Source organism: Pseudomonas sp. KBN10P06128 (assembly GCF_037574945.1).
Classification (GTDB): Bacteria; Pseudomonadota; Gammaproteobacteria; order Pseudomonadales; family Pseudomonadaceae; genus Pseudomonas; species Pseudomonas aeruginosa.
Map to the genome: position 1 here is coordinate 6,691,373 of NZ_JBBELR010000001.1, position 25,720 is coordinate 6,717,092.

Below are 25,720 nucleotides of genomic sequence, written 5' to 3' on the forward strand. Positions count from 1 at the left end.
GCTTACTCCCGGGAAACGCGTCGCAGGTCCGCCTCGACCATCATCCGGATCAGCTCGTCCAGGCTGGTCCTGGGCTTCCAGCCGAGCACACGCTGGGCCTTGGCCGGATTACCCAGCAGCACGTCGACCTCGGCGGGCCGGAAGAACGCCGGGTCGATCTTGAGGAAGTCGCGGTAGTCCAGACCCACATGCTCGAAAGCGATCTGGCACATGTCGCGCACGGTGGTAGTGACACCGGTGGCCACCACGTAGTCGTCGGCCTTGTCCTGCTGCAACATCAGCCACATGGCTTCGACGTAGTCCCCGGCAAAGCCCCAGTCGCGCTTGGCGTCGACGTTGCCCAGGCGCAATTCCTGCTGCTTGCCGAGCTTGATGCGGGCCACCGCGTCGGTAACCTTGCGCGTGACGAACTCGATGCCGCGCAGCGGCGACTCGTGGTTGAACAGGATGCCGCTGGAGGCATGCAGGCCGAAGCTCTCGCGATAGTTGACGGTGATCCAGTGGCCATAGAGCTTGGCCACGCCGTAGGGGCTGCGCGGGTAGAACGGCGTGTTCTCGTCCTGGCGCTCGGCCTGGATCAGGCCGAACATCTCGCTGGTGGAAGCCTGGTAGAAGCGCGTTTCCGGGCTGAACTGGCGGATCGCCTCGAGCAGGTGGGTCACGCCCAGGCCGTCGACGACGCCGGTGGTCACCGGCTGGTTCCAGGAAGCCCCGACGAAGCTCTGTGCCGCCAGGTTGTAGACCTCCTGCGGCTGCGCCTTGATCACCGCGCGCTGCACCGAACAGGCATCGGCCATGTCGCCGTCCTCGTACTGGATATCGCCTTCGATCCCCAGTTCGCGCAGGCGCCAGCGCGTGTCGCTGCTGCGCCGCGCCACCAGGCCGTGGACCCGGTAGCCCTTCTCCAGCAGCAGCTTGGCCAGGTACGCTCCATCCTGACCGGTGATCCCAGTTACCAGTGCACTTCTTGTCATTCTTCTCGTACCCGTGACTCCCAGTCGGACAGGATCGCCCGCAGGGACTGTTTTATGGTTATTTCAGGCTTCCAGCCCGTGGCGTCGTGCAGTCGCGCATGGCTGCCGCGAACCCGACGCTGTTCCGCCCGGCGCATCCGGGCAGGGTCCTGAACGATTTCCAGTTCGACCTGGGCGATGTCCGCCAGCAGTTCGATCAGCTCGCGAATCTTCTGCTCCTGCCCGGAACAGACGTTATAGACGGCGCCCGCCTCGCCGTGGGAGAGCAGGCGCAGATAGGCTGACAGCACGTCCTGGACATCGAGGAAATCACGGCTGACGTCGATGTCCCCCACTTCCAGCCGATTGGCCTGCAAGCCCTGCTTCATCCGGGCGATCTGCCGCGCGGCGCTGGCGATCACGAAGCTGTCCTTCTGCCCCGGCCCGATATGGTTGAACGGCCGCGCCACCAGCACCCGCCAGCCTTCGGTGATACCCCACTGCAGGCACAGCGACTCGGCCGCCAGCTTGCTGACCGCATAGGGATTGCGCGGGTGGGGGATGAGTTCCTCGTGGATCGGCAACGCCGCCTCGGCCACCTGGCCGTAGACGTCGCCGGAGCTGATGTACAGGAAGGTACCGGAGAAGCCCCGCGCCTTAAGCGCCTGGAGCAGGTTCAGGGTGCCAAGGAGGTTGATCTGCAGGGTCCGCGCAGGATCGCGGAAGGCCTCCGGCACATAGGTCTGCCCGGCCAGGTGGATGACCGCATCCGGCAGCTCCGGCCAGAGGTCGCCCAGCGAATCCGGCTCCAGCAGGTCGTAACGATGCGGTACGGGAAGGAGCGCCCACGGCGTGTGGGCCGCTGCCAGATAAGCTTGAAGATGCTTGCCTACGAAACCGGAGAGCCCGGTGACGAACAGACGCTGAGTCAAGGAAGCGGGCCTTTTATCTGATGCTACGCTCGGCGACGCTCTTCCTAGGAATACGACGTTCCAGATGTCATGCCGGATAGCGTGTTGTTCTGATTATCGCGCTCCAATCTGTGCCAAGAATGCGCCAATTTCAACCGCTTATTCGTGACCGGTAGGTTCTCACTCGAACGGCATGACGTTTTCTCCGTCAGCCTTCACGTTTTTGCGAAAGGTATGTTTAGAATGCCTCTCGATTTCGTGCTTGACTGCCTCCTGTTCTGTTGATCGAACAGGTCGCGGCTGCGATAACAGAACAAGAACACGATGGGTCGACCAGTCCGCCGGGAAGGCTTCCGGACAACGAAGCAGCGCCTGGCCTCGCTCATCACCACCAAGCTGTCGAACGGGCAGTTTCATCACGAGATGCCATGAATTTCATCCTTTACTCGGATATCAACGAGCGCTCGATCGGCCACAACCTCGGTCGCCCCGAATACAGCTACTACTTCGTCCTCAAAGCCTACCGGCCAATCCTCGAATCGCTGGGACAGGTCCACCTGGTACAGAGCACGGACGAAGTCGACCCGCTCTATCGGCAACTGCATGAACAGGGCGAAGACTGCCTGTTCCTCTCCTTCACCCCGCCGCACAAGGCGGCGCGGGACCTGCAATGCCCGATGCTGTGCGTGGTCGCCTGGGAGTTCGAGTCGATTCCCGACGTGGCGTGGGACGGCGATCCGGCGCAGGACTGGAGCCAGGTCCTGGCCGGCCATGGCGCAGCCATCACCCTCTCCGAGCAGACTGCCCGCGCGGTTCGCCGGGTGCTGGGCGAAGATTTTCCGGTGCTGGCGCTGCCGACGCCGATCTGGGAGGAGTTCGCCGCGATCCGCCAGCAAGGCGAACGGAATCCGGTCAAGTCCGGCGAGACCCTGCAACTCAAGGGCTGCGTCATCGACAGCCGCCTGCTGGGCCTTTCCGCCGACGGCCTCATCGCACCGATCAGGGAAGAGACCGAGGATGAGATCTTCGAGGTCCTCCCCGAGACGCCCGCCGAGCCCGAGCCCGAACCGGTCCCTGAGCCAGAACCAGAGCCAGAGCCGGTTCCTCTCGACTGGAGGCGCCGACTGGTCATCAGCAAGCACTACCTGCTGCTGTGGTACCGGGAAGCCGTCAGCGACCTGGTACCCATACCGGTACGCCGCTGGCTGTTCCGTCACCTGCGCCGGCCGCTGCCGCCCCCGCCAACGGCGCTGGAAACGCTGCCGGAGCCATTGCCCCAGGCCACCGAGCCGATGCCGCCCGCCGAGCCCGAGCATCCGCCGGCGCTGCTGCCGGACGTCGACCAGCACCAGCAGGTCGTCGTGGACGGGGTGGTCTACGTCTCGGTGTTCAATCCGCTGGACGGGCGCAAGAACTGGCATCACCTGATCACCGCCTTCTGCTGGGCATTCCGCGACACCAGCGATGCCACGCTGGTGCTGAAGATGACCCAGAGCGACCTGACGACCTACCACGTCGAACTGCTCACCCTGCTTTCCCAACTGTCGCCGTTCGCCTGCCGGGTCATCGCCCTGCACGGCTATCTCGACGCCGCGGAGTACGCCCGTCTGTACGGAGCCGCCAGCTACTACGTGAACACCTCGCGCTGCGAGGGCCTGTGCCTGCCGCTGATGGAATTCATGTCCTGCGGCACCCCGGCGATCGCTCCGGACCATTCGGCGATGGCCGACTACATGGACGCCCAGGTGGGCTTCGTGGTCCGCTCCAGCCAGGAGCCCGCGGCCTGGCCGCAGGATTCGCGCCGGTTGTACAGCACCCGGCGCTACCGGCCGAGCTGGGAGTCCCTGAAGGAGGCCTACCTGGAGAGCTACCGGGTGGCCCGGGAACAGCCGGAGCGCTATCGGCAGCTGTCCGCCGCGGCCAACCAACGCATGCGCGGCTACTGCGCCGGCGACGTGGTCCGCCAGCGCCTGGAACCCTTCCTTTCCGCTCGCAAGGCAACCCCTGCGCCCGGCGTCGAACTGGCGGCCACCGCCACAGGCAACGTTCCATGCTGATCATCATCCACTCCGAGACCAACAAGACCACCATCCGGCAGAACCTCGGGCGCCCGGAGTACAGCTATTACTTCGTCCTCAAGGAATTCCGTCCGCTGCTGGAAGAGATCGGCCAGGTGGTCGAAGTCAGCGATCCCGACGAACTGGTGGACCGCCTCTACCACGACTGCCGCAAGCGCGGCGAACCCTGCGTCTTCCTCTCCTTCTCGCCGCCCCATCGCACGCCGATCCACCATGCCTGCCCAACCATCCCGGTGTTCGCCTGGGAGTTCAGCACCCTGCCCAGCGAAACCTGGCACGGCGAACCGCGCCACGACTGGCGACACGTGCTGCGCCACAGCGGACGGGCCATCACCCACTCCAGCTTCACGGTCGACGTGGTGCGCGCCGCCATGGGTCGCGACTACCCGGTACTGAGCGTGCCGGCGCCGGTCTGGGATCGCTTCGCCAACCGCGCCTCGCAGCAGGCGGGCCGTCCCGAAGCCCGGGATGTGCGCCTGCGCCTGGACGGCCTGCTGATGGACAGCCGCCAGCTGGACCTGGCCGTCCATGCCGACCCCAAGCCCTCGGCGGAGGTCCTGGCCCTGCCGGACCGCGCGGCGAAACAGGTCGAGCTGAGCCTCGACGGGGTCATCTACACCTCGGTGTTCAACCCCTACGACGGGCGCAAGAACTGGCAGGACATGATCAGCGCGTTCTGCGCCACCTTCCGCGACGAGCCCGACGCCACCCTGGTGCTGAAACTGACCCATCACAACGTCGGCGAAGCGCTGGCCGACATGCTTCACCATCTGTACAAGAACCAGTCCTACCGCTGCCGCATCGTGCTGATCCACGGCTACCTCGCCGACCCGGACTACGAGCGGCTGGTCGAGGCCACCAGCTACGTGGTGAACACCTCCTACGGCGAAGGCCAATGCCTGCCGCTGATGGAATTCATGTCCAGCGGCAAGCCGGCCGTGGCTCCGCGCAATACCGCGATGATCGACTACATCGACGCTGACAACGCCTTCATCGTCGACTCCTCGGAAGAAGCCACCGCCTGGCCCCACGACCCGCGTGCGGCCTACCGCACGCTGCGCTACATCACCGACTGGGAGTCGCTGTGCCGGGCCTACCGGGCCAGTTTCGAGGTCGCTCGCCAGGAGCCGGAGCGCTACGCACGCATGTCCGCGCATGCCAGCGCCAGCCTCGAACGCTTCTGCAGCCGCAAGCTGGCCGTGGAGCGCCTGCGTCGCTTCCTCGACGAAGCGGCACAAGGCGACCCCGCCGCCTTGCAAAGCATCCCGGCATGATCCGCGCCCTGCTCCAACGCTGGCGTTCCCGTCCCGCTGCGGCGAGCGAACCGGTGTCGCCACGCATGTGCGGTCTGCGCGATGCGGTGCTGGATGGCTGGTTCCGCAGCGAAACCGGCGAACTGCTCGCCGGCTTCGCCATCGGCGCCCAGGACACCCTGCTCGATCTCGGCTGCGGCGAAGGCGTCGCCACCCTCTTCGCCGCCCGCCAGGGCGCTTCGGTGATCTTCACCGACAGCGAGGAAGACAAGGTGCGGAGCCTGGCGCAGCAGGTCGAGGCAGTGGCCCGGCGGCCCTTCACCGGCCTGGTCAGCGACAGCGACCCGCTGCCGCTGCGCGACGCCTGCGCCGACAAGCTGGTGTGCATGGAAGTGCTCGAACACGTGGCCAACCCAGCGCGGGTGATGGCCGAACTCGTGCGTCTCGGGCGCCCTGGCGCGCAGTACCTGCTGAGCGTGCCGGACCCGGTCGGCGAACACCTGCAGCAGGGCATCGCCCCGGCCGACTACTTCCGGGCGCCCAACCACATCCACATCTTCTCCCGCGACGACTTCGCGCGCCTGGTGCAGGACGCCGGGCTGGTCATCGAGCACCGCCAGGCCAGCGGCTTCTTCTGGGTGATGGGCATGATCTTCTTCTGGGCCAGCGAACGGGCCGCCGGCCGTGAGCTCGGCGGCGCCGTCCGCGACCGTATCCAGCCGCCCTACCCGGCGCTGATGGAAGACTGGGCACGGCTCTGGGAAAACCTCCTGGCCCGTCCCGACGGTCTGGAGATCAAGCACCTGCTCGACCATTTCATGCCCAAGAGCCAGGTGATCATCGCGCGCAAGCCGCTCGACCCCGGATCGTCGCGGACATGAGCGGCAAACGCATCCTCGACATCGAACTGTTGCGCGGGCTGGCCGCGCTCGGCGTGGTATTCCACCATCTGCACGGCAACCTGTTCAGCGGCTCCCCGGCACTGCTGGACGGCATCAACCAGCGCGTCCAGTTCTGGTGGGGCGTGGACCTGTTCTTCGCCATCTCCGGCTTCGTCATCGCCCGCACCCTCATCCCGCAACTGCGCGAGGCGCCCACACGCCAGGCATTCTGGGAACAGGCGCGGTACTTCTGGATCCGCCGCGCCTTCCGCCTGCTGCCCTCGGCCTGGCTGTGGCTGGCGCTGATCCTGGCCTGTTGCCTGCTGCTGAACCGCTCCGGAGCCTTCGGCAGCCTGTCGGCCAACCTCGCGGCGAGCCTCGCCGGTTTCCTCCAGATCGCCAACTTCCGCTTCGCCGACAGTTTCTACCGCTACGAATACGGTGCCAGCTTCGTCTACTGGAGCCTTTCCCTGGAGGAACAGTTCTACCTCCTGCTGCCGCTGCTGATCCTCTGCCTGCGTCGCTACCTGGGCTGGGCCCTCCTGGCGCTGGTGCTGGTCCAGTTCTTCAGCCTGCGCACGCCGCTGCTGATGGTATTGCGCACCGACGCCCTGGCCATCGGCGTACTGCTCGCCCTCGCCTCCCTGCAGCCTGGCTATGCCCGCTGGAACCCCACCCTGCTGGGCCGCGCCTGGAGCGGGCCGTTGCTGCTGGCCGCCGTGGCCGCGGCCCTGGGCGTGCTGGCCAGCGAAGCGTACAGCCTGGTCACCGTGCGGATCGGCGCCATCGCGCTATTGTGCGGACTGCTGGTGTGGATAGCCTCCTACGACCGCGACTACCTGCTCTCCAACGGGCCGCTGAAGCGCTTGCTGGTCTGGGTCGGCGCGCGCTCCTATGCGATCTACCTGATCCACATCCCGGCGTTCTATCTCAGTCGCGAACTCTGCTTCCGCCTGGGCTGGGACGCCGGCGAGCGGCCCCTGTCGCTGCTCGCCATCAGCCTGGTCCTGATCGTCGTACTCAGCGAGCTCAACTACCGCTTCGTCGAGAGCCCCTGCCGCGACCTGGGCTCCCGCCTGGTCAAGCGCCTGAGCGCCGCCCGCCGCGTCGCCACCACTTCCGGAGCCACCTCATGCTGAACTTCCTCAAGAAGATCGTCTCGCCGCCCAGCCCCGCCACCGAGCCCGTCGCCGCGCCACCCGCACCCGCGCCGGTCGACCCGTACATGCTCGGGTTGCGCGACGCGGTGCTCAGCGGCTGGTTCAACCAGGAGACCGACGAGCTGTTCAGCGGCTTTCCGATTTCCGCCGAGGACACCGTGCTCGACGTGGGGTGCGGCGACGGCGGCAACGTTCATTTCTGCGCCATGCGCGGCGCTCGCATCATCATCGCCGACATCGACGCGGAAAAGATCGCCAGGACCCGCGAGCGCCTGGCCGATACCCCGGCCCGCGAACTGGAATGCCTGGTCAGCGACTGCGACCCGTTGCCCCTGGCTGACGCCACGGCCACCCGGGTGGTCTCCACCGAGGTCATCGAGCACGTCGACGATCCGCGGCAGTTCCTCGCCGAGCTGGTGCGGGTCGGCCAGCCCGGCGCACTCTATCTGCTCAGCGTGCCGCATCCCACGTCGGAAGACCTGCAGAAAGACTTCGCCGCCGACGAATACTTCCGCAAACCCAACCACATCCGCGTGCTCGGCGAGGAGCAGTTCGCCGCACTGGTGCGCGAAGCCGGGCTGGAAATCCTCAGCCACAGCCGCTACGGCTTCTACTGGTCGCTGTGGATGCTGCTGTTCTGGGAGGCCAAGGTCGATTTCGGCAATCCCGACCATCCCCTCCTCGAACACTGGGCCAGAACCTGGCAGGCGCTGCTCGACTCGCCGCGCGGCCCGGCCATCAAGCAGGCCCTGGACGCCGTGGTCGCCAAGAGCCAGGTGATCATCGCGCGCAAGCCCGCCCAGGCGTAGAACCACCGGAACAGTTCCGCTACAGCCGGGCGGAACAGTTGCCGGGGCCACCGAACTGTTCCGTCCAACTCCCGCGTGGTTGCCCCTGAGCAAGCCAGCGGTCCCGGCGCATCATGAGGTTCCACACCCCGCCCCCATCCCCGGGATGGGAAGGAACGCACGATGAGGACATCCCCGCACCCGCACGCCGGGAGTTCCAGCGGTCTCCCGGCCGCCCATCCACATCTCGCCGCCCTGTTGGAAAAATTGAATTCCTGGCGACAAAACGCTCGATCGCGCAAGCATCTTGCGCAAATGTCCGAACACGACCTCGCCGACCTGGCAATCAGCCCGAGCGAACGCTACGTAGAGATTTCGAAACCTTTCTGGCGCTGAGCCGCTGGTGACGTGGCGCACAGTTGGTTAGTCTCAGCGTTGACACGGCCGCGCGGATGCGGCCGTCTACGCTGACTTCGTTCGGAGCAACTCACATGAAACGTCTGCGCCTGATCGGTGCCGCTGCCCTGCTCGCCTGCGCCTCCAGCGCGTTCGCCAGCAGCTTCGTGGTCACCACGGATACCCTGGTCCGCGCCACCGGCATGACCTCCAATGCCACTTCGGACATCACCAATTCCTTCCGCGACGACAAGATCGTCCTCGAAGCGCGCGACGACGCCGCCAGCTTCGTCGCCAGCCAGGGCGACATCCGCGGTTCGCACCTGGAAGCCGCACTGCGCCACATCCGTGGCAAGCTGCCGAGCCTGGCCGCCAACGACATGCAACTGGCCCAGGCGATCCTGACCATCTGAGTCGCCCGCCCCGCCGCCGCAGCCACCCGGCTGCGGCGATGACCTGGCCGACCGGCCACACTGGCTCCGCGCCGCACATTCCGTTAGCCTTGGCGGCTGTTCCAGTCCTATTCCGCCCAACCCCATGCGTTACCGGTTCTCGTTGCTCTTCTGTTGCCTGCTGGCGCCCGCTGCGCACGCCTTCGATACCACGACGGCGTTTACCGCGAAGTCCCTTTACGTCACCAGCAAGCTGACCAGCACGCCGTTCGAGAACAAATTGTTACGCGATGCCCGGGGCGATGCGGCCAGCTTCGTCGCCAGCGATGGCAGCATCCGTGGTGCGCGCCTGGAAGCGGCGCTGCGCTGGTTGCGTGTCGCGCACCCCGAGCTGGCGGCCAGCGATCAGGAACTGGCCGAAGCAATTCTTGCCCAATAGGCGATCACCACCGTTCCGGAGAACCTCCATGCGCCGTAGCTCCATGCGTCATAGCCCCCTGTTCGCCGCCCTGCTGCTGGCGCTCTGCGCCACGGCCGCGGAAGCACGCTCGGTGGTCGCGACCAGCAATATCATCGTCCGCGCCCTCGACCGCAGCATCGACTTCACTTCCGACACCACCACTTCCGTGCGCGACATGAAAGTGGTCACCGAGGCGCGCGACGACGCCGCCAGTTTCGTCGCCAGCGACGGCGCCATTCGCGGCGCCCAGCTGGAAGCCGCGATGCGGACCCTGCGCAGCCGTCTGCCGGAAGCCCGTGAAGCCTCCGACCAGGTACTTGCCGAAGCCATTCTCGCCCTGTGAGGAAGGCCTGCGCCTGGCTGCTGGCGCTGGCCCTCTGCGGAGCCGGCAACGCGACGGCGGCCCTGCGCCTGAAACTCGACGCGCCTGGGCTGGCCCCTGCGCAGCGCGAGGCCAGCCAGCAACTCTTGGACGAAGCCGCGGACAAGTTGCCGCCGGCCTTCCGCGAACGCCTGGACCGCGAGATCGAGGTCGAGTGGCGCGACGACCTGCCCGCCAACGGCATGGGCCAGGCCCGTGGCCCGCAGCGCATCGCGCTGAACCGCAAGTACCTGGCCGATCTCACCGACGGCAGCGCCGCCAGCCGCCAGACCGGGCGCGTGCACGGCACCGAGCGGCGCGAGCTGCTGGCGACCCTGCTGCACGAGCTGACCCACGTCTACGATCGCGCGCGCCTGTGGTCGGCGGAGGAAAAACGCGAGATCCGCCGCTGCACGCGCCAGGAAGAAACCCTCGGCCGGATCGCCCAGCCCACCGATTGCCGCGGGCAGAGCGGTCGCCGCTTCACGCTCTCCGACGACCCGCGCCTGCTCGATCTCGCCGGCTGGCCGCAGCGCGCCGGCCAGCGCGGGCGGCGCGAGGCGCACAATGGCTTCGTACTGCGCAGCCCGGACGTCTACGAGCTGAGCAATCCGCGCGAGTTCGTCGCGGTGAACATGGAGTACTTCCTCCTCGATCCCAGCTACGCCTGCCGCCGCCCGGCGCTCTACCGCTACTACCAGCAACGCTTCGGCTGGGCGCCGGAACACAGCGCCTGTGCGCAGAGCTTCGCCTACCTCAACGCCGGCCGCGACTTCGGCCAGCAGCCGCTGGGCCAGCTCGACCCCGAGCGGGTCTACGAGGTCGACTACCTGCTGGCCGAGGCCAACGACAACCTGGTCAGCCGCTGGGGCCACACCATGCTCCGCCTGGTGATCTGCGCCCCCGGCCGGCCGCGTGGGCCGGACTGCCGGCTGGACCTCGACCAGCATCTGGTGCTGTCCTACCGCGCCTTCGTCGGCGACCTGCAATTGTCCAGCTGGGACGGCCTGACCGGCGCCTATCCGTCGCGCCTATTCGTCCTGCCGCTGTCGCAGGTGATCGAGGAATACACCAAGGTCGAGCTGCGCAGCCTCGCCTCGGTGCCGCTGAAGCTGGACCGCGAGGAGGTCGCCAGCCTGGTCGAGCGCGCCGCGCAGAGTCACTGGAGCTACGACGGCCAGTACTACTTCATCTCCAACAATTGCGCGGTGGAAACCCTCAAGCTGCTGCGCAGCGGCATCCCCCGGCGACCGCTGCAAAGCCTGGACAGCATCACCCCCTACGGCGTGCTCGAGATGCTGGAGAACCGCAAGCTGGCCGATCCCAGTGTGCTCGACGACCCCAAGGAAGCCCTGCGCCTGGGCTACCGCTTCGACTCCTTCCGCGACCGCTACCAGGCGATGTTCGACGTGCTCAAGCAGCGCCTGCACATTCCCCAGGACAAGGTCGAGGACTGGCTGGCGCTGCCGGCCAGGGAGCGCCAGCCCTGGTTCGCCAAGGCCGACCTGCGCGCCAGCGCGGCGCTGCTGCTGCTCGAGCAGGCCTCGCTGCGGCGCCAGCTGCTGCTCGCCCAGGACGAGTTGAAGCGCCTGTACCTCGGCCATCTGGACAAGCCGGCCGGCGACCAGCGCCTGGAAGTGGCCGGCAAGACCTTCCAGCAGATCCTCGACGACAGCGGCTTCCTCAGTCGTCCGGCGGAACTCCTGGAGGGCGGCTACGGCCTGCCGCAGGCCGCCGAGTGGAAGCACCTGGAAGAGCAGACCCGCGAACGCCAGGCGCGCCTGCGCCGGCTCAGCGACGACCTCGACCGCGAGGTCCGCGCCCTGCTCGATCCCGAGCGCCGCGCCGAGCTGGAAGCCAACGAGGCCAACATCAAGGAGGTCGGCGCGCACCTGCGCGAGCTGCACAAGGCGGCCGGCGGGCTGATGCTGCCCTGAGGGAGGCGCCTGCAGGACGCATGGTCCCGAGCGCTCTTTCAGCGCCTCGCAGACGGCGGATAACGCTCTGCGTTATTCGCCCTACAGGTGCCACCTCCGGTCTTCGCTCACGGGTCGTCCGCTCCGGCGATGAACTCCTCGTCCTCTTCGGGCAACTGCGGGTCGAGGTGTAGCCATGGCAGGCGGCTGCCGACCCAGATGTGCCGGTTGGCGGGGGCGCGCTCGGGATGGTCGAGGCTGGCCACGGTGAAGTCCAGGGTATCGGCGCTGAGCCGGGTGAACAACGCCAGGTTGGCCCCGCAACGCGGGCAGAAGTAGCGCGTGCAGTTGGCCGACGAGGCATATTCCGCCGGTTCGCCCGCCAGCCAGCGGAACGCCGCGCGCGGCACCGTGGCCCAGGTGGTGACGATGCCGCCTGTGGTGCGCCGGCAGATCGAGCAGTGGCAGTGAGCGACATCGTCCAGCGGCGCGGCGACGGCGTAGCGCAGATAGCCGCAATGGCAACCGCCGGTATGGGTCTCGGGCATGGCGAATCCTCCTCGCGGGAGTGCCAGCATAAGCCGGACTTGCCCTGTGCCGCAGCCACCTCGCAAGATGAGCGGATTCCACTATCCGGGGGTGCCCGTGACCGCTCTGCTCTACTCCCTCTGGCCGCTGTTCGCCCTCATCGTCGGCGGTTACGCCCTGCGCCGCTGGGACTTTCCCGGCGAAGCCTTCTGGCCTGCCGCAGAACGCCTGAACTACTTCATCCTGTTTCCCGCGCTGCTGTTCAGCAACCTGGCGACCGCGCCGCTGGACGACCCCGGCCTGGCCCGCCAGGCCCTGGCCGTACTGCTCGGGCTCGGCGTCGCCTGGCTCGCCCTGCTGCTCTGCAAGCGCTGGCGCGGCTGGGACGCCGGGCGCTTCGGCGCCATCGCCCAGGGCGTATTGCGCTTCAACACCTATCTCGGCCTGGCCGCGGTCGGCAGCCTGTACGGCAAGCCGGGCCTGACCCTGGCCGCGCTGATGCTGGCGCTGATGGTGCCGACGGTGAACGTGATGTCGGTCTGGGCGCTGACCGCCGAGCGCGGCATCAGCCTGCGCGCGCTGCTGCTGCCGATCCTGAAGAACCCGCTGATCCTCGCCTGCCTCGCCGGCGCACTGGTCAACCTGGCCGGCGTCGGCCTGCCCGGCGGCAGCGATCGCCTGCTCAACCTGCTGGCGGTGGCCAGCCTGCCGCTGGGCCTGCTATGCGTCGGCGCGGCGCTGAAACCCCAGGAACTCGGCGGCGAAGTCGCGGCCCTTGGCTGGAACTGCGCGGCGCGGCTGCTGGCGATGCCCCTGCTGGCCTTCGCCATCGCTCGCGGGCTGGGCCTGCCGAGCATGGAAAGCGCCGTGCTGGTGCTGTTCTTCGCCCTGCCGACGGCGCCCACCGCCTATGTGCTGACCCGCCAACTGGGCGGCGACGGCCACCTGATGGCGGGCATCATCACCTTGCAAACGCTGCTTTCCGGCGCCACTCTGGTCGGCGTACTCCTCGTGCTGCAAGGAAGCCCATGACGACAGGACGCGTCGCCGCCGCCCTCACGGCGCTCTGCCTGCTCTGCCAACCGGCCTTCGGTTTCATCAAGGTGTTTCCCGAATTCGACGACGAACCCGGCGCCGCCACCTTCTTCTGGGCGGCCGTCACCACCGTCGGCCCGTTCATCGGCAGCACCGTCAGCGCACAGGAGTCCAGCGCTGACGAGGGCGAAAAGCTCGTCCAGGCGCGGGACGACGCCGCCAGCTTCGTCGCTAGCGAAGGTGCGATCCGTGGCGCGTACCTCCAGGCAGCCTTGCAGGTCCTGCGCCAGGCCCCGGAATACGCCGGGTACAGCGACCTGCAACTGGCCGCGGCGCTCCTCGCGCGGCAGCCCTGATCGACCATATATCCGAAATTACCCGCACGTTTCCCGCCGTTATCCAGCGAAAGCTGCCTGAAAGCTTCCCGCCGTAGCATCCGCCCACCACCGGCAGAAGACCGGACACGACGGCGCGCCCACGAGACGCCCGCTTACCCGTACAAAAACAACAATGGTGATTGCCATGCCCCGTTCCGCACACGCCTACAGCCGCACTCCGTCCGCGCGACGCCACCCGCCCGCCGCCTGCTGACCGCACGCCGCACGCCCGTCCGCCGTCTTCCCCGGAGTGAACCCATGCTGACCCTGCTCGCCTTCGCCATGGTGGCGACCTTCATGTTCCTGATCATGACCAAGCGCCTGTCCGCGCTGATCGCGCTGATCCTGGTCCCGATCGCCTTCGCCCTGATCGGCGGTTTCGCCGCCGGCCTCGGCCCGATGATGCTCGACGGCATCCGCACCCTGGCGCCGACCGGCGTGATGCTGATGTTCGCGATCCTCTACTTCGCCATCATGATCGACTCCGGGCTGTTCGACCCGGCGGTGCGCAAGATCCTCCGGCTGGTCAAGGGCGACCCGCTGAAGGTCTCGCTGGGCACCGCGGCGCTGGCGATGATCGTCTCCCTCGACGGCGACGGCTCGACCACCTACATGATCTGCGTGGCCGCCGTACTGCCGTTGTACAGCCGCCTGGGCATGAGCCCGCTGGTGATGGCCTGCCTGATCATGCTCTCCAGCGGCGTGCTCAACATGACCCCCTGGGGTGGCCCCACCGCCCGCGCGGCGAGTGCCCTGCACGTCGACCCGGCGGATATCTTCGTGCCGATGATCCCGGCGATGATCGCCGGGCTGCTGGCGATCTTCGCCATCGCCTGGATCTACGGCAAGCGCGAGCGCGCCCGCCTCGGCGAGCTGCACCTGCCCACCGACCATGAGGACCTGGCGGAGATCAGCGTGTCGCAGTATCCGGAGGCGCGCCGGCCCAAGCTGCTGTGGTTCAACGCTATTCTCACCGTGGTCCTGATGGCGACCCTGATCGCCGGCCTGCTGCCGATGCCGGTGCTGTTCATGATCGCCTTCGGCATCGCCATGATCGTCAACTACCCGTGCATCCAGGAGCAGAAGAAGCGCATCGGCGCACACGCCGAGAACATTCTCGCAGTGGTCTCGCTGATCTTCGCCGCCGGGGTGTTCACCGGCATCCTCTCCGGCACCGGGATGGTCGACGCCATGTCCAAGAGCCTGCTGGCGGTGATCCCGCCGGCGCTGGGCCCATACCTGGCGACCATCACCGCGCTGGTGAGCATGCCGTTCACCTTCTTCATGTCCAACGACGCCTTCTACTACGGCGTCCTGCCGATCCTCACCCAGGCCGCCGCCGAATACGGCATCACCCCGGTGGAAATGGCCCGCGCCTCGATCGTCGGCCAGCCGGTGCACCTGCTCAGCCCGCTGGTGCCCTCCACCTACCTGCTGGTGGGGCTGGCCAAGATCGACTTCGGCGACCACCAGCGCTTCACCCTGAAATGGGCCGTGCTGGTGTGCCTGGCAATCCTCGCCATGGCCCTGCTGCTGGGCCTGTTCCCCCTGTTCAGTAACTGACCGAGACGAGTGACCGCTTCATGGAATGGCTGACCAGCCCGGAAATCTGGATTGCGTTCTTCACCCTGACCGCCCTGGAGATCGTCCTCGGCATCGACAACATCATCATGATCTCGATCCTGGTCGGGCGCATGCCGAAGCACCTGCAGCCACGCACCCGCTTCTTCGGCCTGGCCCTGGCGATGGTGACGCGGATCCTGCTGTTGCTGTCGATCACCTGGGTCATGCGCCTGACCGCCGACCTCTTCCACCTGTTCGGCCAGGGCATCTCCGGACGCGACCTGATCCTGTTCTTCGGCGGCCTGTTCCTGCTCTGGAAAAGCAGCTCGGAGATCTACCAGGGCCTGGAAGGCGAGGAAGAAAGCGGCGATGAACCGAAGGGGTCGGCGGGCGGCTTCATCGGCACCATCATCCAGATCGCGATCATCGACATCGTCTTTTCCCTGGACTCGGTGATCACCGCCGTCGGCATGGTCTCCCACGTGCCGGTGATGGTCGCGGCGATCATCGTCGCGGTACTGGTGATGATGCTCTGCGCCGGCGCCATCAGCGACTTCATCGACAAGCACCCGTCGCTGAAGATGCTCGCCCTGTCGTTCCTCATCGTGGTCGGCACGGTGCTGATCGCCGAAGCCTTCGAAGTCCATGTGCCGAAGGGCTACGTCTACTTCGCCATGGCCTTCTCCCTGGCCGTGGAGGCGCTGAACATCCGCATGCGCGGCGCCGCCGCGCGCAAGCGGGGCGAAGAGCCAGTGAAGCTGCGCAAGGAAGTGCTCGGCGACTGAGCCGCTCAGGCCGGCTCGAAACGCTCGCCGCGGAATACCCGGCGAGCCGCGCCGCGACTGATCCGACCGTGGGCCCGGCGGCGCTCCGCGCGCAGCGCGTCGGCCGCGCTGCTCGCCTGGTCCGCGAGGCGCCGGGCGATCAGCAGGATCGCCAGGCGTTTGTTGGCGTGCTGGCTACGCTGGCTCTGCACCCTGACGCTGATGCCGCTGGCCAGGTGGGTGGCGCGCACCGCCGAGTCGGTGGTGTTGACATGCTGGCCGCCGGGGCCGGAAGAGCGCAGGGTCTCGAAACGGATCTCGCCCTCCAGACTGGCCGGCGGCGCGGCTAAGCGCTCCGCGCCGATGAACCAGTTCTTGCGCGCATGCCTTGCCCGGTAGGGGCTGGGGCAGATCCACTGGATACCGCCGCACCAGCGCTCGGCGAGCGCTTCGGCGGCAGTGCCGCGCAGCCCCAGGAGCAGCGAACGCCAGGTGCGCGGACGCTCGCCGGCCACTTCCTCGATTACCTCGACCTCGACGCCGGCTTGCGCCGCCTCGAGGCACAGCCGCTCGAACGCCTTCGCCACCGCCAGGCAGCATTCCGCCGGCCCCTGGGCCGCGGAGAGTTGCAGCAGGATCATCGGCAGCACTCCCCACGGGTCTTGTAGGTCAGCACCGGCTTCAGGCGGGCGACCAGGCGCAGCAGGCCGGCTTCGAGCAGCGCGCCGACCACCGAGTCGATACCCTTGTAGGCTTCCGGCGCTTCCTCGTAGATCAGTTGGCGGTCGCCACAGATCACCCTGCTGCCAAGGCGCGTACGGCCCAACTGGTCGACGCTGAAGCGCGCCGCCAGACGCTCCCGACACTCGCCGCGCTGCCATTTGCGACCGGCGCCGTGGGCCAGGGAGAACAGGCTCTGCGCGCTCGGCACAGGCTCCACCAGGTAGCTGTAGTCGCCGCGCGAGCCGGGGATCACCAGCACGCCCTGGTCGGCCGGGGTGGCGCCCTTGCGGTGCAGCCAGCCGTCGACGCCATCGACCTGTGCCGGCGCCACCAGGTTGTGGTTGATGTCGAGCAGTTCCAGGCCGTCGCAGCGCAAGCGTTCGAGAATGCGCCGGGCGATGAGCTGGCGGTTACCCTCGGCGAAGCGCAGCGCATCGGCGTGGCACGCCAGGTAGGCGGAAGCTTCCAGGCTGCCGTCGAGCAGGCCGGCGTGGCCATGCAGGCTGACCTGCTCTTGCAGGATCGCCTGGCCGAGACCGCGCGAGCCACTGTGCACCAGCAGTTGCAGGCGGCCGGCATCGAGGCCGAGGGCGTGCAGGGCGGCCTGGTCGAACACGGTCTCGACCTGCTGTAGCTCGGCGAAGTGGTTGCCGCCACCGATCGTGCCGAGCGCGCGCCAGTGCTCGCGGGCCGGTAGATCCAGGGCTTCGATGCAGTCGCTCCAGGTCTCGTCCAGCGGCAGGTCGAGATTGCCCAGGCGCTTTTCCAGTTTGTCCGCCGACAGCTTGCCGGGGGCCAGGCCGGTTTCCCACAGGGCCATGCCACAGCCGATGTCGTTGCCGACCAGCGCCGGATAGAAGCGACCGACGGAGAAGAACGCCGCGCCGACCGGATAGCCGCGGCCGGGATGCAGGTCCGGGAGACCGACGACGCGGCACATGCCGTCCAGCTCGGCGGTGGTTTGCAGTTGCTGGATCGCCTTGCCTTCGATCCAGGTGCTGTCCGAGGCGATCAGTGCGACGCCCGCGGACAAAGGCTTGATGTAGTTGCCCATAATCCAATCCATGTGATTGAAACGGTAGATCCGGGGGGCAGACCGAAGCCGAGCGGGCACTCGCGGAAGGGCGAAGGGCGTCTAACGGAGAAGTGAAAACCTGGGGAGCGGTGACCGCGGCAGCCGATGACCTCTCGCCGGAAGCTTGCGCGGACGCAAGGGCGGGAATCGTTCAGCGGTGCAGGGGGTCGAGCGGTAGGTTTCGGTGGCCGTTAGGCCAGGCGCAGCCTGCAAAGGGTAGAGAACTGAATCATCGATGTAACCTCCTTTGCGGTGCGTAAGTGGGGGAAATGAAGGGCGAATCCTAGGCGTTTCATTCCCACCGCGCAAGCCCCGGAAAGGCTTCGCGATGGAAATGAGCGGCGCATCACTGCGCCGAAAGAGCCTGCACGGCGCCGGGCACCTCGCTGTTCCAGCGCTGGTAGAGCGCCCGCAGCTCGCCGGACGCCGCCATCTGCCGCACCCGCGCGTCGTAGACCTCGCGCAGGAGCCGGCCGCTGGCGCTGTCGGCGAAGGTCATGAAGGACTCCTTGCCGGGCGGCAGTTGCGCGATCGGGTAGGCGTCGGCCGGCAGATGCGCTTCGCTGCGCTGCTTTTCCAGTTCGTCCGGCTCGTCGAGGAAGAAATCCAGCTCGCCGTTCTGGACCTGCTCGGTGCAACGCTCGGGGCGGACGCACTCGACCAGGGTGAAGTCGCGCTGCTCCGCGGGGATCAGGTTGTAGCTGTGGCGCCAGCCGACGCGCTTGCCGGTGAGGCTGGCGCGGCCGGAGAACGGCGTCTTCGCCGCATGCATCACGCCGTGGTACTCGATGTCGATCGGCAACTGGGCGTACAGCTTGCCCTCAACGCCGGGGATCTCGCCCGGCACGCCATCGACCATGGAGCCCGCGGTCATCAGCTTGTTGGCGCGGTTCCAGGGCATGTTGATGAATTTCACGTCGAGCCCGTAGGGCGCATAGACCTGCTTCAGCAGGTCCCAGTACAGACCGCTGCCGTCGGCGTTGGTATAGCCTTCCCAGGCCGGCGCGGCGAAGGTCGCCTTGCGGATGTGCGCCTGCTCCAGGCTATCGCCCAGCGCATCGGCCTGAACCACCGGCGCTCCCCCTACCCCGAGCGCCAACACCGCTGCCGAGAGGCAGCCACTGATCCCCGAAAATCGCATCCGCACCACTCCTCTGTATCCCTCTAGACCGGGGCTTTTTAAAAGGTGCAAAGGATACCCTTCCTGTCGGCTAATTCCATGGCCTGTGGCGCAAACGCATGCATCGAACGGAAGGCGAAAAAATCCTCGCCGTTTCCCGGCGCGCACGCTTGAATGAAGGGTAGGCGCCCTGCCGCTCGGGCTGCCGAGACGAACTCCCGCGGGGGGCGCCTGTCCAAATATGACGTTCGTGTTACAACTCGCCTGAACGCTGCCTTTCCATCGTGGCCGTTGGCGCCGTTGTCCGGGCTCCGCGGCGCAACGCACGCGGAACCTGGCGCGAGGTTGGCCATTCGTCGTAGTGCCAGGGGGGCCACGCCATGCTGAAACTGCTCGACCTGCTCTCTGCCGTCGCCCTGCTGGTGTGGGGCACGCATATCGTCCGCACCGGAATCCTCCGGGTCTACGGCGCCGACCTGCGGCGCATCCTCAGTCGCAGCGTGGAAAAACGCCCGCTGGCGTTCGCCGCCGGCATCGGCGTCACCGCCCTGGTGCAAAGCAGCAACGCCACCGCCCTGCTGGCCACCTCCTTCGTCGCCCAGGGCCTGATGGCACTGGCGCCGGCACTGGCGATCATGCTCGGCGCCGATGTCGGCACCGCGCTGATGGCGCGGGTGCTGACCCTCGACCTGTCGTGGCTTTCGCCATTGCTGATCTTCTTCGGCGTGATTTTCTTCCTCAGCCGCAAACAGACCCGCCTCGGCCAGCTCGGCCGGGTATTCATCGGCCTCGGCCTGATCATCCTGGCGCTCCAGCTGATCGTCGCCGCCGCCGAGCCGATGACCCAAGCCAAGGGCGTCAAGGTACTGTTTTCCAGCCTGACCGGCGACATCATGCTCGACGCGCTGACCGGCGCGTTGTTCGCCATGATTTCCTATTCCAGCCTGGCCGCCGTGCTGCTTACCGCGACCCTCGCCGCGTCCAAGGTGATCTCGCTGAAAGTCGCGCTGTGCCTGGTGGTCGGCGCCAACCTCGGCAGCGGCATCCTGGCCATGCTCAGCGCCACCGCGCAAAACGCCGCCGGTCGCCGGGTGGCCCTCGGCAGCCTGTTGTTCAAGGTCGCCGGCTGCCTGTTGGTGCTGCCCCTGGTGGGGCCGCTGGCGGACTGGATGGATCACTGGCAGTTCAGCACAGCCGAACTGGTGATCGCCTTCCACGTGCTCTACAACGCCGCGCGCTGCCTCGCCTGCCTGCCGCTGACCAACGCCATGGCCAGCTTCTGCACCCGTGTGATGCCCGACCGTGCCCTTCCCGACGACGTCGCCCGGCCGCGCCATCTCGACCCCGCCGCCCTCGACACGCCGAGCCTGGCGCTGGCCAACGCGGTGCGCGAGACCCTGCGCATGGGCGACACCGTCGAGCAGATGCTGAACAATCTGATGCAGATCATCCGCGGCGGCGATCCGCTGCTCGGCAAGGACATCCGCAAGCTCGACGACGACGTCGACGCCCTCTACACCGCGATCAAGCTGTATCTGGCAAGGATGCCGCGCGAGGACCTGTCCGAACGCGACAGCCGGCGCTGGGCGGAGATCATCGAGCTGGCGATCAACCTGGAGCAGGCCGGCGACATCATCGAGCACATGCTCGCCGCCGTGCAGGACAAGAAGACCTCGCGCAGCCGCTCGTTCTCCGACACCGGCCTGGAAGAGATCGGCACCCTGTACCAGCAGTTGGTCTCCAACCTGCGCCTGGGTCTCTCGGTGTTCCTCAACGGCGACCTCGACAGCGCCAAGCGCCTGCGCCGGGCCAAGCAGCGCTTCCGTCTGCAGGAACGGCGCTACGCCCATGCCCATGTCGACCGCCTGCACCAGCAGGTGGTACAGAGCATCGAGACCAGCTCGCTGCACCTGGACCTGATCAGCGACATGAAGCGTCTCAACTCGCTGTTCTGCGCCATCGCCTACGCCGTGCTGGACAATCCAGACGCGCCGAGCAGCGCGGCCGACGAGGGCACTCGGCGGGACGAGGACGACTGGGCCGACGAAGTCGACGACATGACCTCGGCGCCGCTGGCCGAGCCAGCGCTCGCCGAGGAGCGAGCGGAAACGCGCCGTTCGCGACATTAGCCGTTCTGCGGGTAGGTTCGTCATGAAGCATCCGCTATTCTCGGTATTTTCAGTTCCAGGCTCGGCCCATGCGTTCGTTGTCCACCCTGCTGCTGTTCTGCCTGCTCTGCCCCTGGTCGTACGCCGACCAGCGCAGCGAGGTCGAAGCCTTCCAGCTGGAAAACGGCATGGGCGTGCTGCTCAAGCCCACCGAGCAGCACCGGCACGTCTCGATCCGGCTGGTGGTGGGGGTCGGTTTCGCCGACTTCTCGTGCCGTGAAAAGCAGCTGCCGCACCTGCTCGAGCACCTTTTCTTCAGCGGCCTGGACGGCGGCGACGAGGCCGACCTGGAAGCCCGCATGCAGGCCCTCGGCGGACAATGGAACGCCTACACCAGCGAAGGCGACACCACCTTCGTCATCGAGGCACCTGCCGCCACCCAGCGGCAGGTCCTAGACCTGCTGCTGGACACCATCACCCGCACCGAACTGGACGAGCCGCGCATCGCCGCCGCCAAGCGAGTGATCGAGCGCGAAGGCGGCGGCCATTACTCGCACCTGCAGCGCTGGCTCGACCGCGAGAACCTGGGCCGTGGCGCCATGGACCAACTGGCGGTGGAACTGGGCCTGGCCTGCTCCCAGCGCGCGCCGCTGGCGCCGCTTGGCGCGGAGCAGCTGGAGCGGCTGCGCAGCGACTGGTACGTACCGGGCAACATGACCCTGATCCTGGTCGGTGACCTCGATCCGCGCCTGCCGGCCTATCTGACCCGGACCTTCGGCACCTTGGAAGACCACGAGCTCCCCGAGCGCCGCGAGCTGCCGGCGGCCAACGGGCATGCCGAGGCCAGGCGCACCCTGATCACCCGGCCATTCGGCGAGGGTGCGATGCTGCACTGGATCTATCCGGAGCCGGACGACGCCGACCCGGACGCCATGGTCCTGCTCCAGGCCTATATGAACGACGCGCTGTACGCCGACCTGCGTGTGCGTCGCGGACTCACCTACGGGCCATCGACCGATCGCCAGGTGTTCGCCAACCAGGGCTTCTTCAGCCTCGACGCGGATGTCGAGCGCAGCGACCTACCCGCCACCGAGGCCGCCCTGCGCGAGTTGCTCGACGGCATCCGCCAGCATGGCCTGGACCCGGGGCGTTTCAAGCGGGTGCAATTCGCCGAGCGCGCCAGGCTGGCCTGGAGCACCCAGGGCAACGCGGCGCTGGCGGACTATTACTGGGGCTCGCTGGCCGACTACGAGGACGGCCATTTCCCCAATGAGGAGCGCCGCCTGGCGAAGGTCAGCCTGCAACAGGCGAACGCGCTGGCGAAGCGGCTGTTCGACGGCGAAGGCTACCTGCGCATCGAAAAGCCGCTATTCGACGACGACATGCTCTACCCATTGCTGCTCGCCGCCGGTCTCCTGGCCAGCGGCCTGCTCTGGTTCGGCCTGCGCCGCCGGCGCGCCTGACCGGGCTACAGGGCCAGGCGGTGGATGACCTGGGTCGAGTCGTCCGGGTCGCGCTGGCCGACGAAGCCCAGTGCGCAACAAAGGTCGCGCATCGCCCGGTTGGCCGCCGAGTCCACCGAATACATCTGGCGGAAGCCGTTGCGCCGCGCCACGTCGATCAGATGGCGCATCAGCACGGCGTCGAGGCCCAGACCCTGGTAGTCGTCGGCGATGGTTACCGCGCATTCGCACTGCCCTTCCTCGCAGCAGGCGGCGTAGCGGCTGATACCGACCTCGCGCAGCTCACCGTCCTCGTGCACCAGGGCAACGAAGGCCATGCTCTGCTGGTAGTCGATGTCCATCAGTTGATCGAGCAGCGCCGGGCTGGCTTCCTTGATCTCGCCGAGGAAGCGGAAGTGGCGGGTCGCCGGGGACAGCCGGTTGATGAACTGGCGTTCGCGCTCCCGGTCCTCCTCGCGCAGGGGACGGATCAGCACGTGGCGGCCATCGTCGAGGGACTCGACCCAATGGTCGCCCTCTACCGCCGCGAACGCGGAAGACCGGCTGGCATTTTGTACATTGGACATGATGCGATCTCCAGGAAGGGAAGGAAGTCGGTACAACCACTTCCTTCCTGTCTACGCGGTTTGGCGCAGCTCCGGTTGATCGACATCAACGCCGCCGCCGCAGCCCCGGCGGGAGCCGACGCACGGCATGCGGCGAAACGCCTCAGGCGTTGGCCAGCTCGGCCTCGGCGATCTCCTTGCCGCGCCGGCGGAACAGCACCAGGGTGGCGAGCAGCCCCAGCAGCGCCGCGCCACTGAGCCAGATGCCCGGGGCCGCGCGGTTGTCCAGGGTGTGGATCAGCCAGGTGCAGACCGCCGGGGTGAAACCACCGAAGGTCGCCGTAGCCAGGCTGTAGGCGAGGGAGAAACCGGTAGTGCGCACGTCCGCCGGCATCACCTCGGTCAACGCCACCACCATCGCGCCGTTGTAGCTGCTGTAGAGGAACGACAGCCACAACTCGACGCCGAGCAGGCCGGCGAAACTCGGCTCGCGGACCAGCCAGGACAGCGCCGGGTAGGCGGTCAGCAGTGCCAGCGCGGAGGCACCCAGCAACAATGGCTTGCGCCCGATGCGGTCGGAGAACGCGCCCATCACCGGCAGCCAGATGAAGTTGGACAGGCCGATGCACATGGTCACCAGCAGGCTGTCGAGGTCCGACAGTTGCAGTTCGTTCTTGCCGAAGGTCGGCGTGTAGGCGGTGATCAGGTAGAACGATACGGTGGTCATCACCACCATCGCGGTACCGGCCAGCACTACGCCGAAGTTCTGCCCGATGGAGCGCAGCACCTGCGACAGCGACGGTCGGTGGGTGCGCGCCTCGAACTCCGGCGTTTCCTCCAGCGAGCGACGGATGACGAACAGCGCCGGAACGATCAGGCAGCCGATGAAGAACGGCACGCGCCAGCCCCATTCGCCCATGTCCTGCGGGCTCAGCCACTGGTTGAGGAGCACGCCGAGCAGGCCGGCGAAGACCACCGCGACCTGCTGGCTGGCCGACTGCCAACTGACGAAGAAGCCTTTGCGTCCTGGCGTGGCGATCTCCGACAGGTAGACCGAAACCCCTCCCAGCTCGACGCCGGCGGAAAAACCCTGCAGGAGCCGGCCGAACAGCACCAGCAACGGCGCCGCCACGCCCAGCGTGGCATAGCCGGGAACGAAGGCGATCAGCAGGGTGCCCATGGCCATCAGGCCGAGGGTGATGATCAGGCCCTGGCGGCGGCCGTGGCGATCGATGTAAGCGCCCAGGAACACCGCACCCAGCGGCCGCATCAGGAAGCCGGCGCCAAAGGTGGCGAGGGACAGCATCAGGGAGGCGAACGGGTTGTCGCCGGGGAAGAAGGTCTTGGCGATGGCGGTGGCGTAGAAGCCATACACCATGAAGTCGTACATCTCGAGGAAGTTGCCACTGACCACACGGAAAATGGCGACACCTTTGGATTTATTAGAGGCCATGGGACACACACTCAGGCAGACACGGGGAAGCGGTCCATGGCGGCGTCGATGGCCACGCAGGCGGGTACGTCATCCATCGACCGAGTTGTAACCATATGTGTAAAAACTCCTGTCGAACAATCTAAAATTGCCCGAAAGGTGCGAATTGAAGGGGTTTGAAAGGCTGTCGAAAGCTTCGCGACCATCGGTCGGGAAAGCGACGCCTTTTTCCCTGGTCGACCTCCAGAAAGGAGAGCGGAGCCTCTGTCGGGCGAAGGAAACATTCGCCACGCGGCAGCTGTCCTTCATTCATACCCAGGAAACCCGGCCGGGGTTATGCTGCGCGCCCCGGCCGGCTGGCCGAGCAGCTCCGATCGAGAACCCGCTGGTCCCCATGCCCAACCAACAACGCCCCGTCCTCAAGGCCCGCCTGGAGCAACTGATCGCCCTGGTCGGCGGCCTGATGGCCCGCTATCCGCGCACCATCGCCCTGTTCGGCTTCTGTTCGGGCGTGTTCAGTTTCATCATGGTCGACCGGCAGAAGGGCTTCGCCCAGGTGCTGGCGATCATCATGCTGGTCAGCTGGGTCTGGTTGATCCTCGAGAACCTCCTGCGGGAGACCTTCGCCCACCGCTTCGGCTGGGAGATCCCGGCGCCGCTGCTGCGCTACGCGACCCAACTGATCCACCAGGAAAGCCTGTTCTTCGTCCTCCCGTTCTTTCTCATCACCACCACCTGGAACAGCGGGCAAGCGCTGTTCACAGGGACGCTGGCCGCCGCGGCGCTGATCTCCATCACCGATCCGCTCTACTATCGCTGGCTGTCCAGGCGTCGTTGGGTGTTCCTCGCCTACCACACCCTGACCCTGTTCGCGGTGTTGCTGACCTCGCTGCCGATCCTGCTGCACCTGACCACCCCGGAAAGCTACCGGTTGTCGCTGGGCATCGCCGTCGTGCTGTCCTTCCCCAGCCTGCTCGTGACCTTCCCGCTACAGCACTGGTGGCGCGGCTTCCTGCTTCTCGGCCTGACCCTGGCAGTGGGCCTGGCCGGCTGGTTCGGCCGTACCTGGGTGCCGCCGGCCACCCTGTGGCTGACCGAAGTGGCGGTGAGCAGCCAGTTCGACGACCAGAGCCGCACGCCCGGCGACAGCCTGGAGCAGGTCGGCGCCAGCCAGTTGCGCAGCCAGGGCCTGTTCGCCTATACCGCGATCAACGCGCCGCGCGGCCTCGACGAGCGCATCTATCACGTGTGGATGTTCAACGGGAAGGAGTTCGACCGCATCGCCCTGGATATCCACGGCGGCCGCAAGGAGGGCTACCGGGCCTGGACCCACAAGCAGAACTTCCCCGGCGACCCGGTCGGCCACTGGCAGGTGAAGGTACTCACCGAGGCCGGACAGATGATCGGTACCCTGCGCTTCGACGTCACCCAGTGACGT

At 67.0% G+C, this 25,720-nt stretch carries 26 protein-coding genes; 17 read left to right on the forward strand and 9 right to left on the reverse strand.

Annotated elements, in window-relative coordinates; all coding sequences use genetic code 11:
* Window positions 1-2 precede the first annotated feature (2 nt).
* The 3 genes from gmd to VQ065_RS31195 all read right to left on the reverse strand — a co-directional run bounded on the left by gmd (window position 3) and on the right by VQ065_RS31195 (window position 2,281).
* Window positions 3-974 (reverse strand): GDP-mannose 4,6-dehydratase, encoded by a 972-nt coding sequence (gene gmd, locus VQ065_RS31185; RefSeq protein ID WP_003096890.1) that lies wholly within the window; start codon window positions 972-974, stop codon window positions 3-5.
* On the reverse strand, window positions 971-1,885 hold the full coding sequence (rmd, locus tag VQ065_RS31190; RefSeq protein WP_003096892.1) for a GDP-6-deoxy-D-mannose reductase: 915 nt from the start codon (window positions 1,883-1,885) through the stop codon (window positions 971-973). The genes gmd and rmd overlap by 4 nt, the downstream gene beginning before the upstream one ends.
* A gap of 159 nt (window positions 1,886-2,044) precedes the next feature.
* The gene (locus VQ065_RS31195; RefSeq protein ID WP_003096896.1) at window positions 2,045-2,281 is read right to left on the reverse strand and encodes a hypothetical protein; all 237 of its coding nucleotides are present in this window, start codon (window positions 2,279-2,281) and stop codon (window positions 2,045-2,047) included.
* An 11-nt stretch (window positions 2,282-2,292) separates the two neighbouring features.
* Between VQ065_RS31195 and VQ065_RS31200 the strand changes: the two genes are divergently transcribed.
* The 10 genes from VQ065_RS31200 (at window position 2,293) to VQ065_RS31245 (ending at window position 11,570) form a co-directional block, all read left to right on the forward strand.
* A complete protein-coding gene (locus tag VQ065_RS31200; RefSeq protein ID WP_014604133.1) occupies window positions 2,293-3,921 on the forward strand; it encodes a glycosyltransferase in 1,629 nt (542 codons plus the stop codon).
* The gene (locus tag VQ065_RS31205) at window positions 3,915-5,216 is read left to right on the forward strand and encodes a glycosyltransferase (RefSeq protein ID WP_023098915.1); all 1,302 of its coding nucleotides are present in this window, start codon (window positions 3,915-3,917) and stop codon (window positions 5,214-5,216) included. Before VQ065_RS31200 ends, VQ065_RS31205 begins: the two co-directional genes overlap by 7 nt.
* Entirely contained in the window at window positions 5,213-6,076 is an 864-nt protein-coding gene (locus VQ065_RS31210; protein ID WP_003114110.1) for a class I SAM-dependent methyltransferase, read from the forward strand. Before VQ065_RS31205 ends, VQ065_RS31210 begins: the two co-directional genes overlap by 4 nt.
* Window positions 6,073-7,215 (forward strand): acyltransferase family protein, encoded by a 1,143-nt coding sequence (locus VQ065_RS31215; protein WP_003096901.1) that lies wholly within the window; start codon window positions 6,073-6,075, stop codon window positions 7,213-7,215. Before VQ065_RS31210 ends, VQ065_RS31215 begins: the two co-directional genes overlap by 4 nt.
* Entirely contained in the window at window positions 7,209-8,045 is an 837-nt protein-coding gene (locus VQ065_RS31220) for a class I SAM-dependent methyltransferase (RefSeq protein WP_003096902.1), read from the forward strand. The genes VQ065_RS31215 and VQ065_RS31220 overlap by 7 nt, the downstream gene beginning before the upstream one ends.
* A 162-nt stretch (window positions 8,046-8,207) precedes the next feature.
* Window positions 8,208-8,420, forward strand: coding sequence for a DUF1127 domain-containing protein (locus VQ065_RS31225; RefSeq protein WP_003096905.1), 213 nt, complete (start codon window positions 8,208-8,210; stop codon window positions 8,418-8,420).
* Window positions 8,421-8,515: 95 nt separating this feature from the next.
* On the forward strand, window positions 8,516-8,833 hold the full coding sequence (locus VQ065_RS31230) for a DUF2388 domain-containing protein (RefSeq protein ID WP_003096907.1): 318 nt from the start codon (window positions 8,516-8,518) through the stop codon (window positions 8,831-8,833).
* A 124-nt stretch (window positions 8,834-8,957) separates the two neighbouring features.
* Window positions 8,958-9,251 (forward strand): DUF2388 domain-containing protein, encoded by a 294-nt coding sequence (locus tag VQ065_RS31235; RefSeq protein ID WP_003096909.1) that lies wholly within the window; start codon window positions 8,958-8,960, stop codon window positions 9,249-9,251.
* Between the two features lie 43 nt (window positions 9,252-9,294).
* Window positions 9,295-9,615, forward strand: a complete 321-nt coding sequence (locus VQ065_RS31240) for a DUF2388 domain-containing protein (protein ID WP_003114112.1) — start codon at window positions 9,295-9,297, stop codon at window positions 9,613-9,615.
* On the forward strand, window positions 9,612-11,570 hold the full coding sequence (locus VQ065_RS31245; RefSeq protein WP_003096912.1) for a DUF7844 domain-containing protein: 1,959 nt from the start codon (window positions 9,612-9,614) through the stop codon (window positions 11,568-11,570). Before VQ065_RS31240 ends, VQ065_RS31245 begins: the two co-directional genes overlap by 4 nt.
* Before the next feature lie 107 nt (window positions 11,571-11,677).
* Here the strand turns inward: VQ065_RS31245 and VQ065_RS31250 are convergent, their stop codons facing one another.
* Window positions 11,678-12,097 carry a GFA family protein gene (locus tag VQ065_RS31250; protein WP_003096913.1) on the reverse strand — a complete coding sequence of 140 codons (420 nt, stop codon included), beginning with the start codon at window positions 12,095-12,097 and terminating at the stop codon, window positions 11,678-11,680.
* A gap of 67 nt (window positions 12,098-12,164) precedes the next feature.
* On the opposite strand from VQ065_RS31250, the gene VQ065_RS31255 reads away from it, so the two are divergent.
* The 4 genes from VQ065_RS31255 (at window position 12,165) to VQ065_RS31270 (ending at window position 15,837) form a co-directional block, all read left to right on the forward strand.
* The gene (locus VQ065_RS31255) at window positions 12,165-13,109 is read left to right on the forward strand and encodes an AEC family transporter (protein ID WP_003096914.1); all 945 of its coding nucleotides are present in this window, start codon (window positions 12,165-12,167) and stop codon (window positions 13,107-13,109) included.
* Complete coding sequence (locus tag VQ065_RS31260) at window positions 13,106-13,468, forward strand: DUF2388 domain-containing protein (protein WP_003096916.1); 363 nt, start codon at window positions 13,106-13,108, stop codon at window positions 13,466-13,468. The genes VQ065_RS31255 and VQ065_RS31260 overlap by 4 nt, the downstream gene beginning before the upstream one ends.
* A gap of 279 nt (window positions 13,469-13,747) precedes the next feature.
* Window positions 13,748-15,052, forward strand: a complete 1,305-nt coding sequence (locus VQ065_RS31265) for a CitMHS family transporter (protein ID WP_003096918.1) — start codon at window positions 13,748-13,750, stop codon at window positions 15,050-15,052.
* Window positions 15,053-15,072: 20 nt separating this feature from the next.
* Window positions 15,073-15,837: a TerC family protein gene (locus VQ065_RS31270; RefSeq protein ID WP_003096920.1), complete on the forward strand. Its 765-nt coding sequence runs from the start codon at window positions 15,073-15,075 to the stop codon at window positions 15,835-15,837.
* 5 nt (window positions 15,838-15,842) lie between these two features.
* On the opposite strand, the gene prfH is transcribed toward VQ065_RS31270, so the two are convergent.
* The 3 genes from prfH to VQ065_RS31285 all read right to left on the reverse strand — a co-directional run bounded on the left by prfH (window position 15,843) and on the right by VQ065_RS31285 (window position 18,761).
* Window positions 15,843-16,457 (reverse strand): peptide chain release factor H, encoded by a 615-nt coding sequence (prfH, locus tag VQ065_RS31275; protein ID WP_003096923.1) that lies wholly within the window; start codon window positions 16,455-16,457, stop codon window positions 15,843-15,845.
* Window positions 16,454-17,593: an RNA ligase RtcB family protein gene (locus VQ065_RS31280; RefSeq protein ID WP_003096925.1), complete on the reverse strand. Its 1,140-nt coding sequence runs from the start codon at window positions 17,591-17,593 to the stop codon at window positions 16,454-16,456. Before VQ065_RS31280 ends, prfH begins: the two co-directional genes overlap by 4 nt.
* A 367-nt stretch (window positions 17,594-17,960) precedes the next feature.
* On the reverse strand, window positions 17,961-18,761 hold the full coding sequence (locus tag VQ065_RS31285) for a substrate-binding periplasmic protein (RefSeq protein WP_003121370.1): 801 nt from the start codon (window positions 18,759-18,761) through the stop codon (window positions 17,961-17,963).
* A 353-nt stretch (window positions 18,762-19,114) separates the two neighbouring features.
* On the opposite strand from VQ065_RS31285, the gene VQ065_RS31290 reads away from it, so the two are divergent.
* The gene (locus tag VQ065_RS31290; protein WP_003096931.1) at window positions 19,115-20,863 is read left to right on the forward strand and encodes a Na/Pi cotransporter family protein; all 1,749 of its coding nucleotides are present in this window, start codon (window positions 19,115-19,117) and stop codon (window positions 20,861-20,863) included.
* Window positions 20,864-20,931: 68 nt separating this feature from the next.
* Window positions 20,932-22,305, forward strand: coding sequence for a M16 family metallopeptidase (locus tag VQ065_RS31295; protein ID WP_003096933.1), 1,374 nt, complete (start codon window positions 20,932-20,934; stop codon window positions 22,303-22,305).
* Between the two features lie 5 nt (window positions 22,306-22,310).
* On the opposite strand, the gene VQ065_RS31300 is transcribed toward VQ065_RS31295, so the two are convergent.
* Both VQ065_RS31300 and VQ065_RS31305 read right to left on the reverse strand, forming a co-directional pair.
* Window positions 22,311-22,871, reverse strand: a complete 561-nt coding sequence (locus tag VQ065_RS31300; RefSeq protein ID WP_003096934.1) for a GNAT family N-acetyltransferase — start codon at window positions 22,869-22,871, stop codon at window positions 22,311-22,313.
* Between the two features lie 142 nt (window positions 22,872-23,013).
* On the reverse strand, window positions 23,014-24,303 hold the full coding sequence (locus VQ065_RS31305) for an MFS transporter (RefSeq protein WP_003096941.1): 1,290 nt from the start codon (window positions 24,301-24,303) through the stop codon (window positions 23,014-23,016).
* Window positions 24,304-24,676: 373 nt separating this feature from the next.
* On the opposite strand from VQ065_RS31305, the gene VQ065_RS31310 reads away from it, so the two are divergent.
* On the forward strand, window positions 24,677-25,717 hold the full coding sequence (locus VQ065_RS31310; RefSeq protein WP_003096951.1) for a DUF5924 family protein: 1,041 nt from the start codon (window positions 24,677-24,679) through the stop codon (window positions 25,715-25,717).
* Window positions 25,718-25,720: the final 3 nt, after the last annotated feature.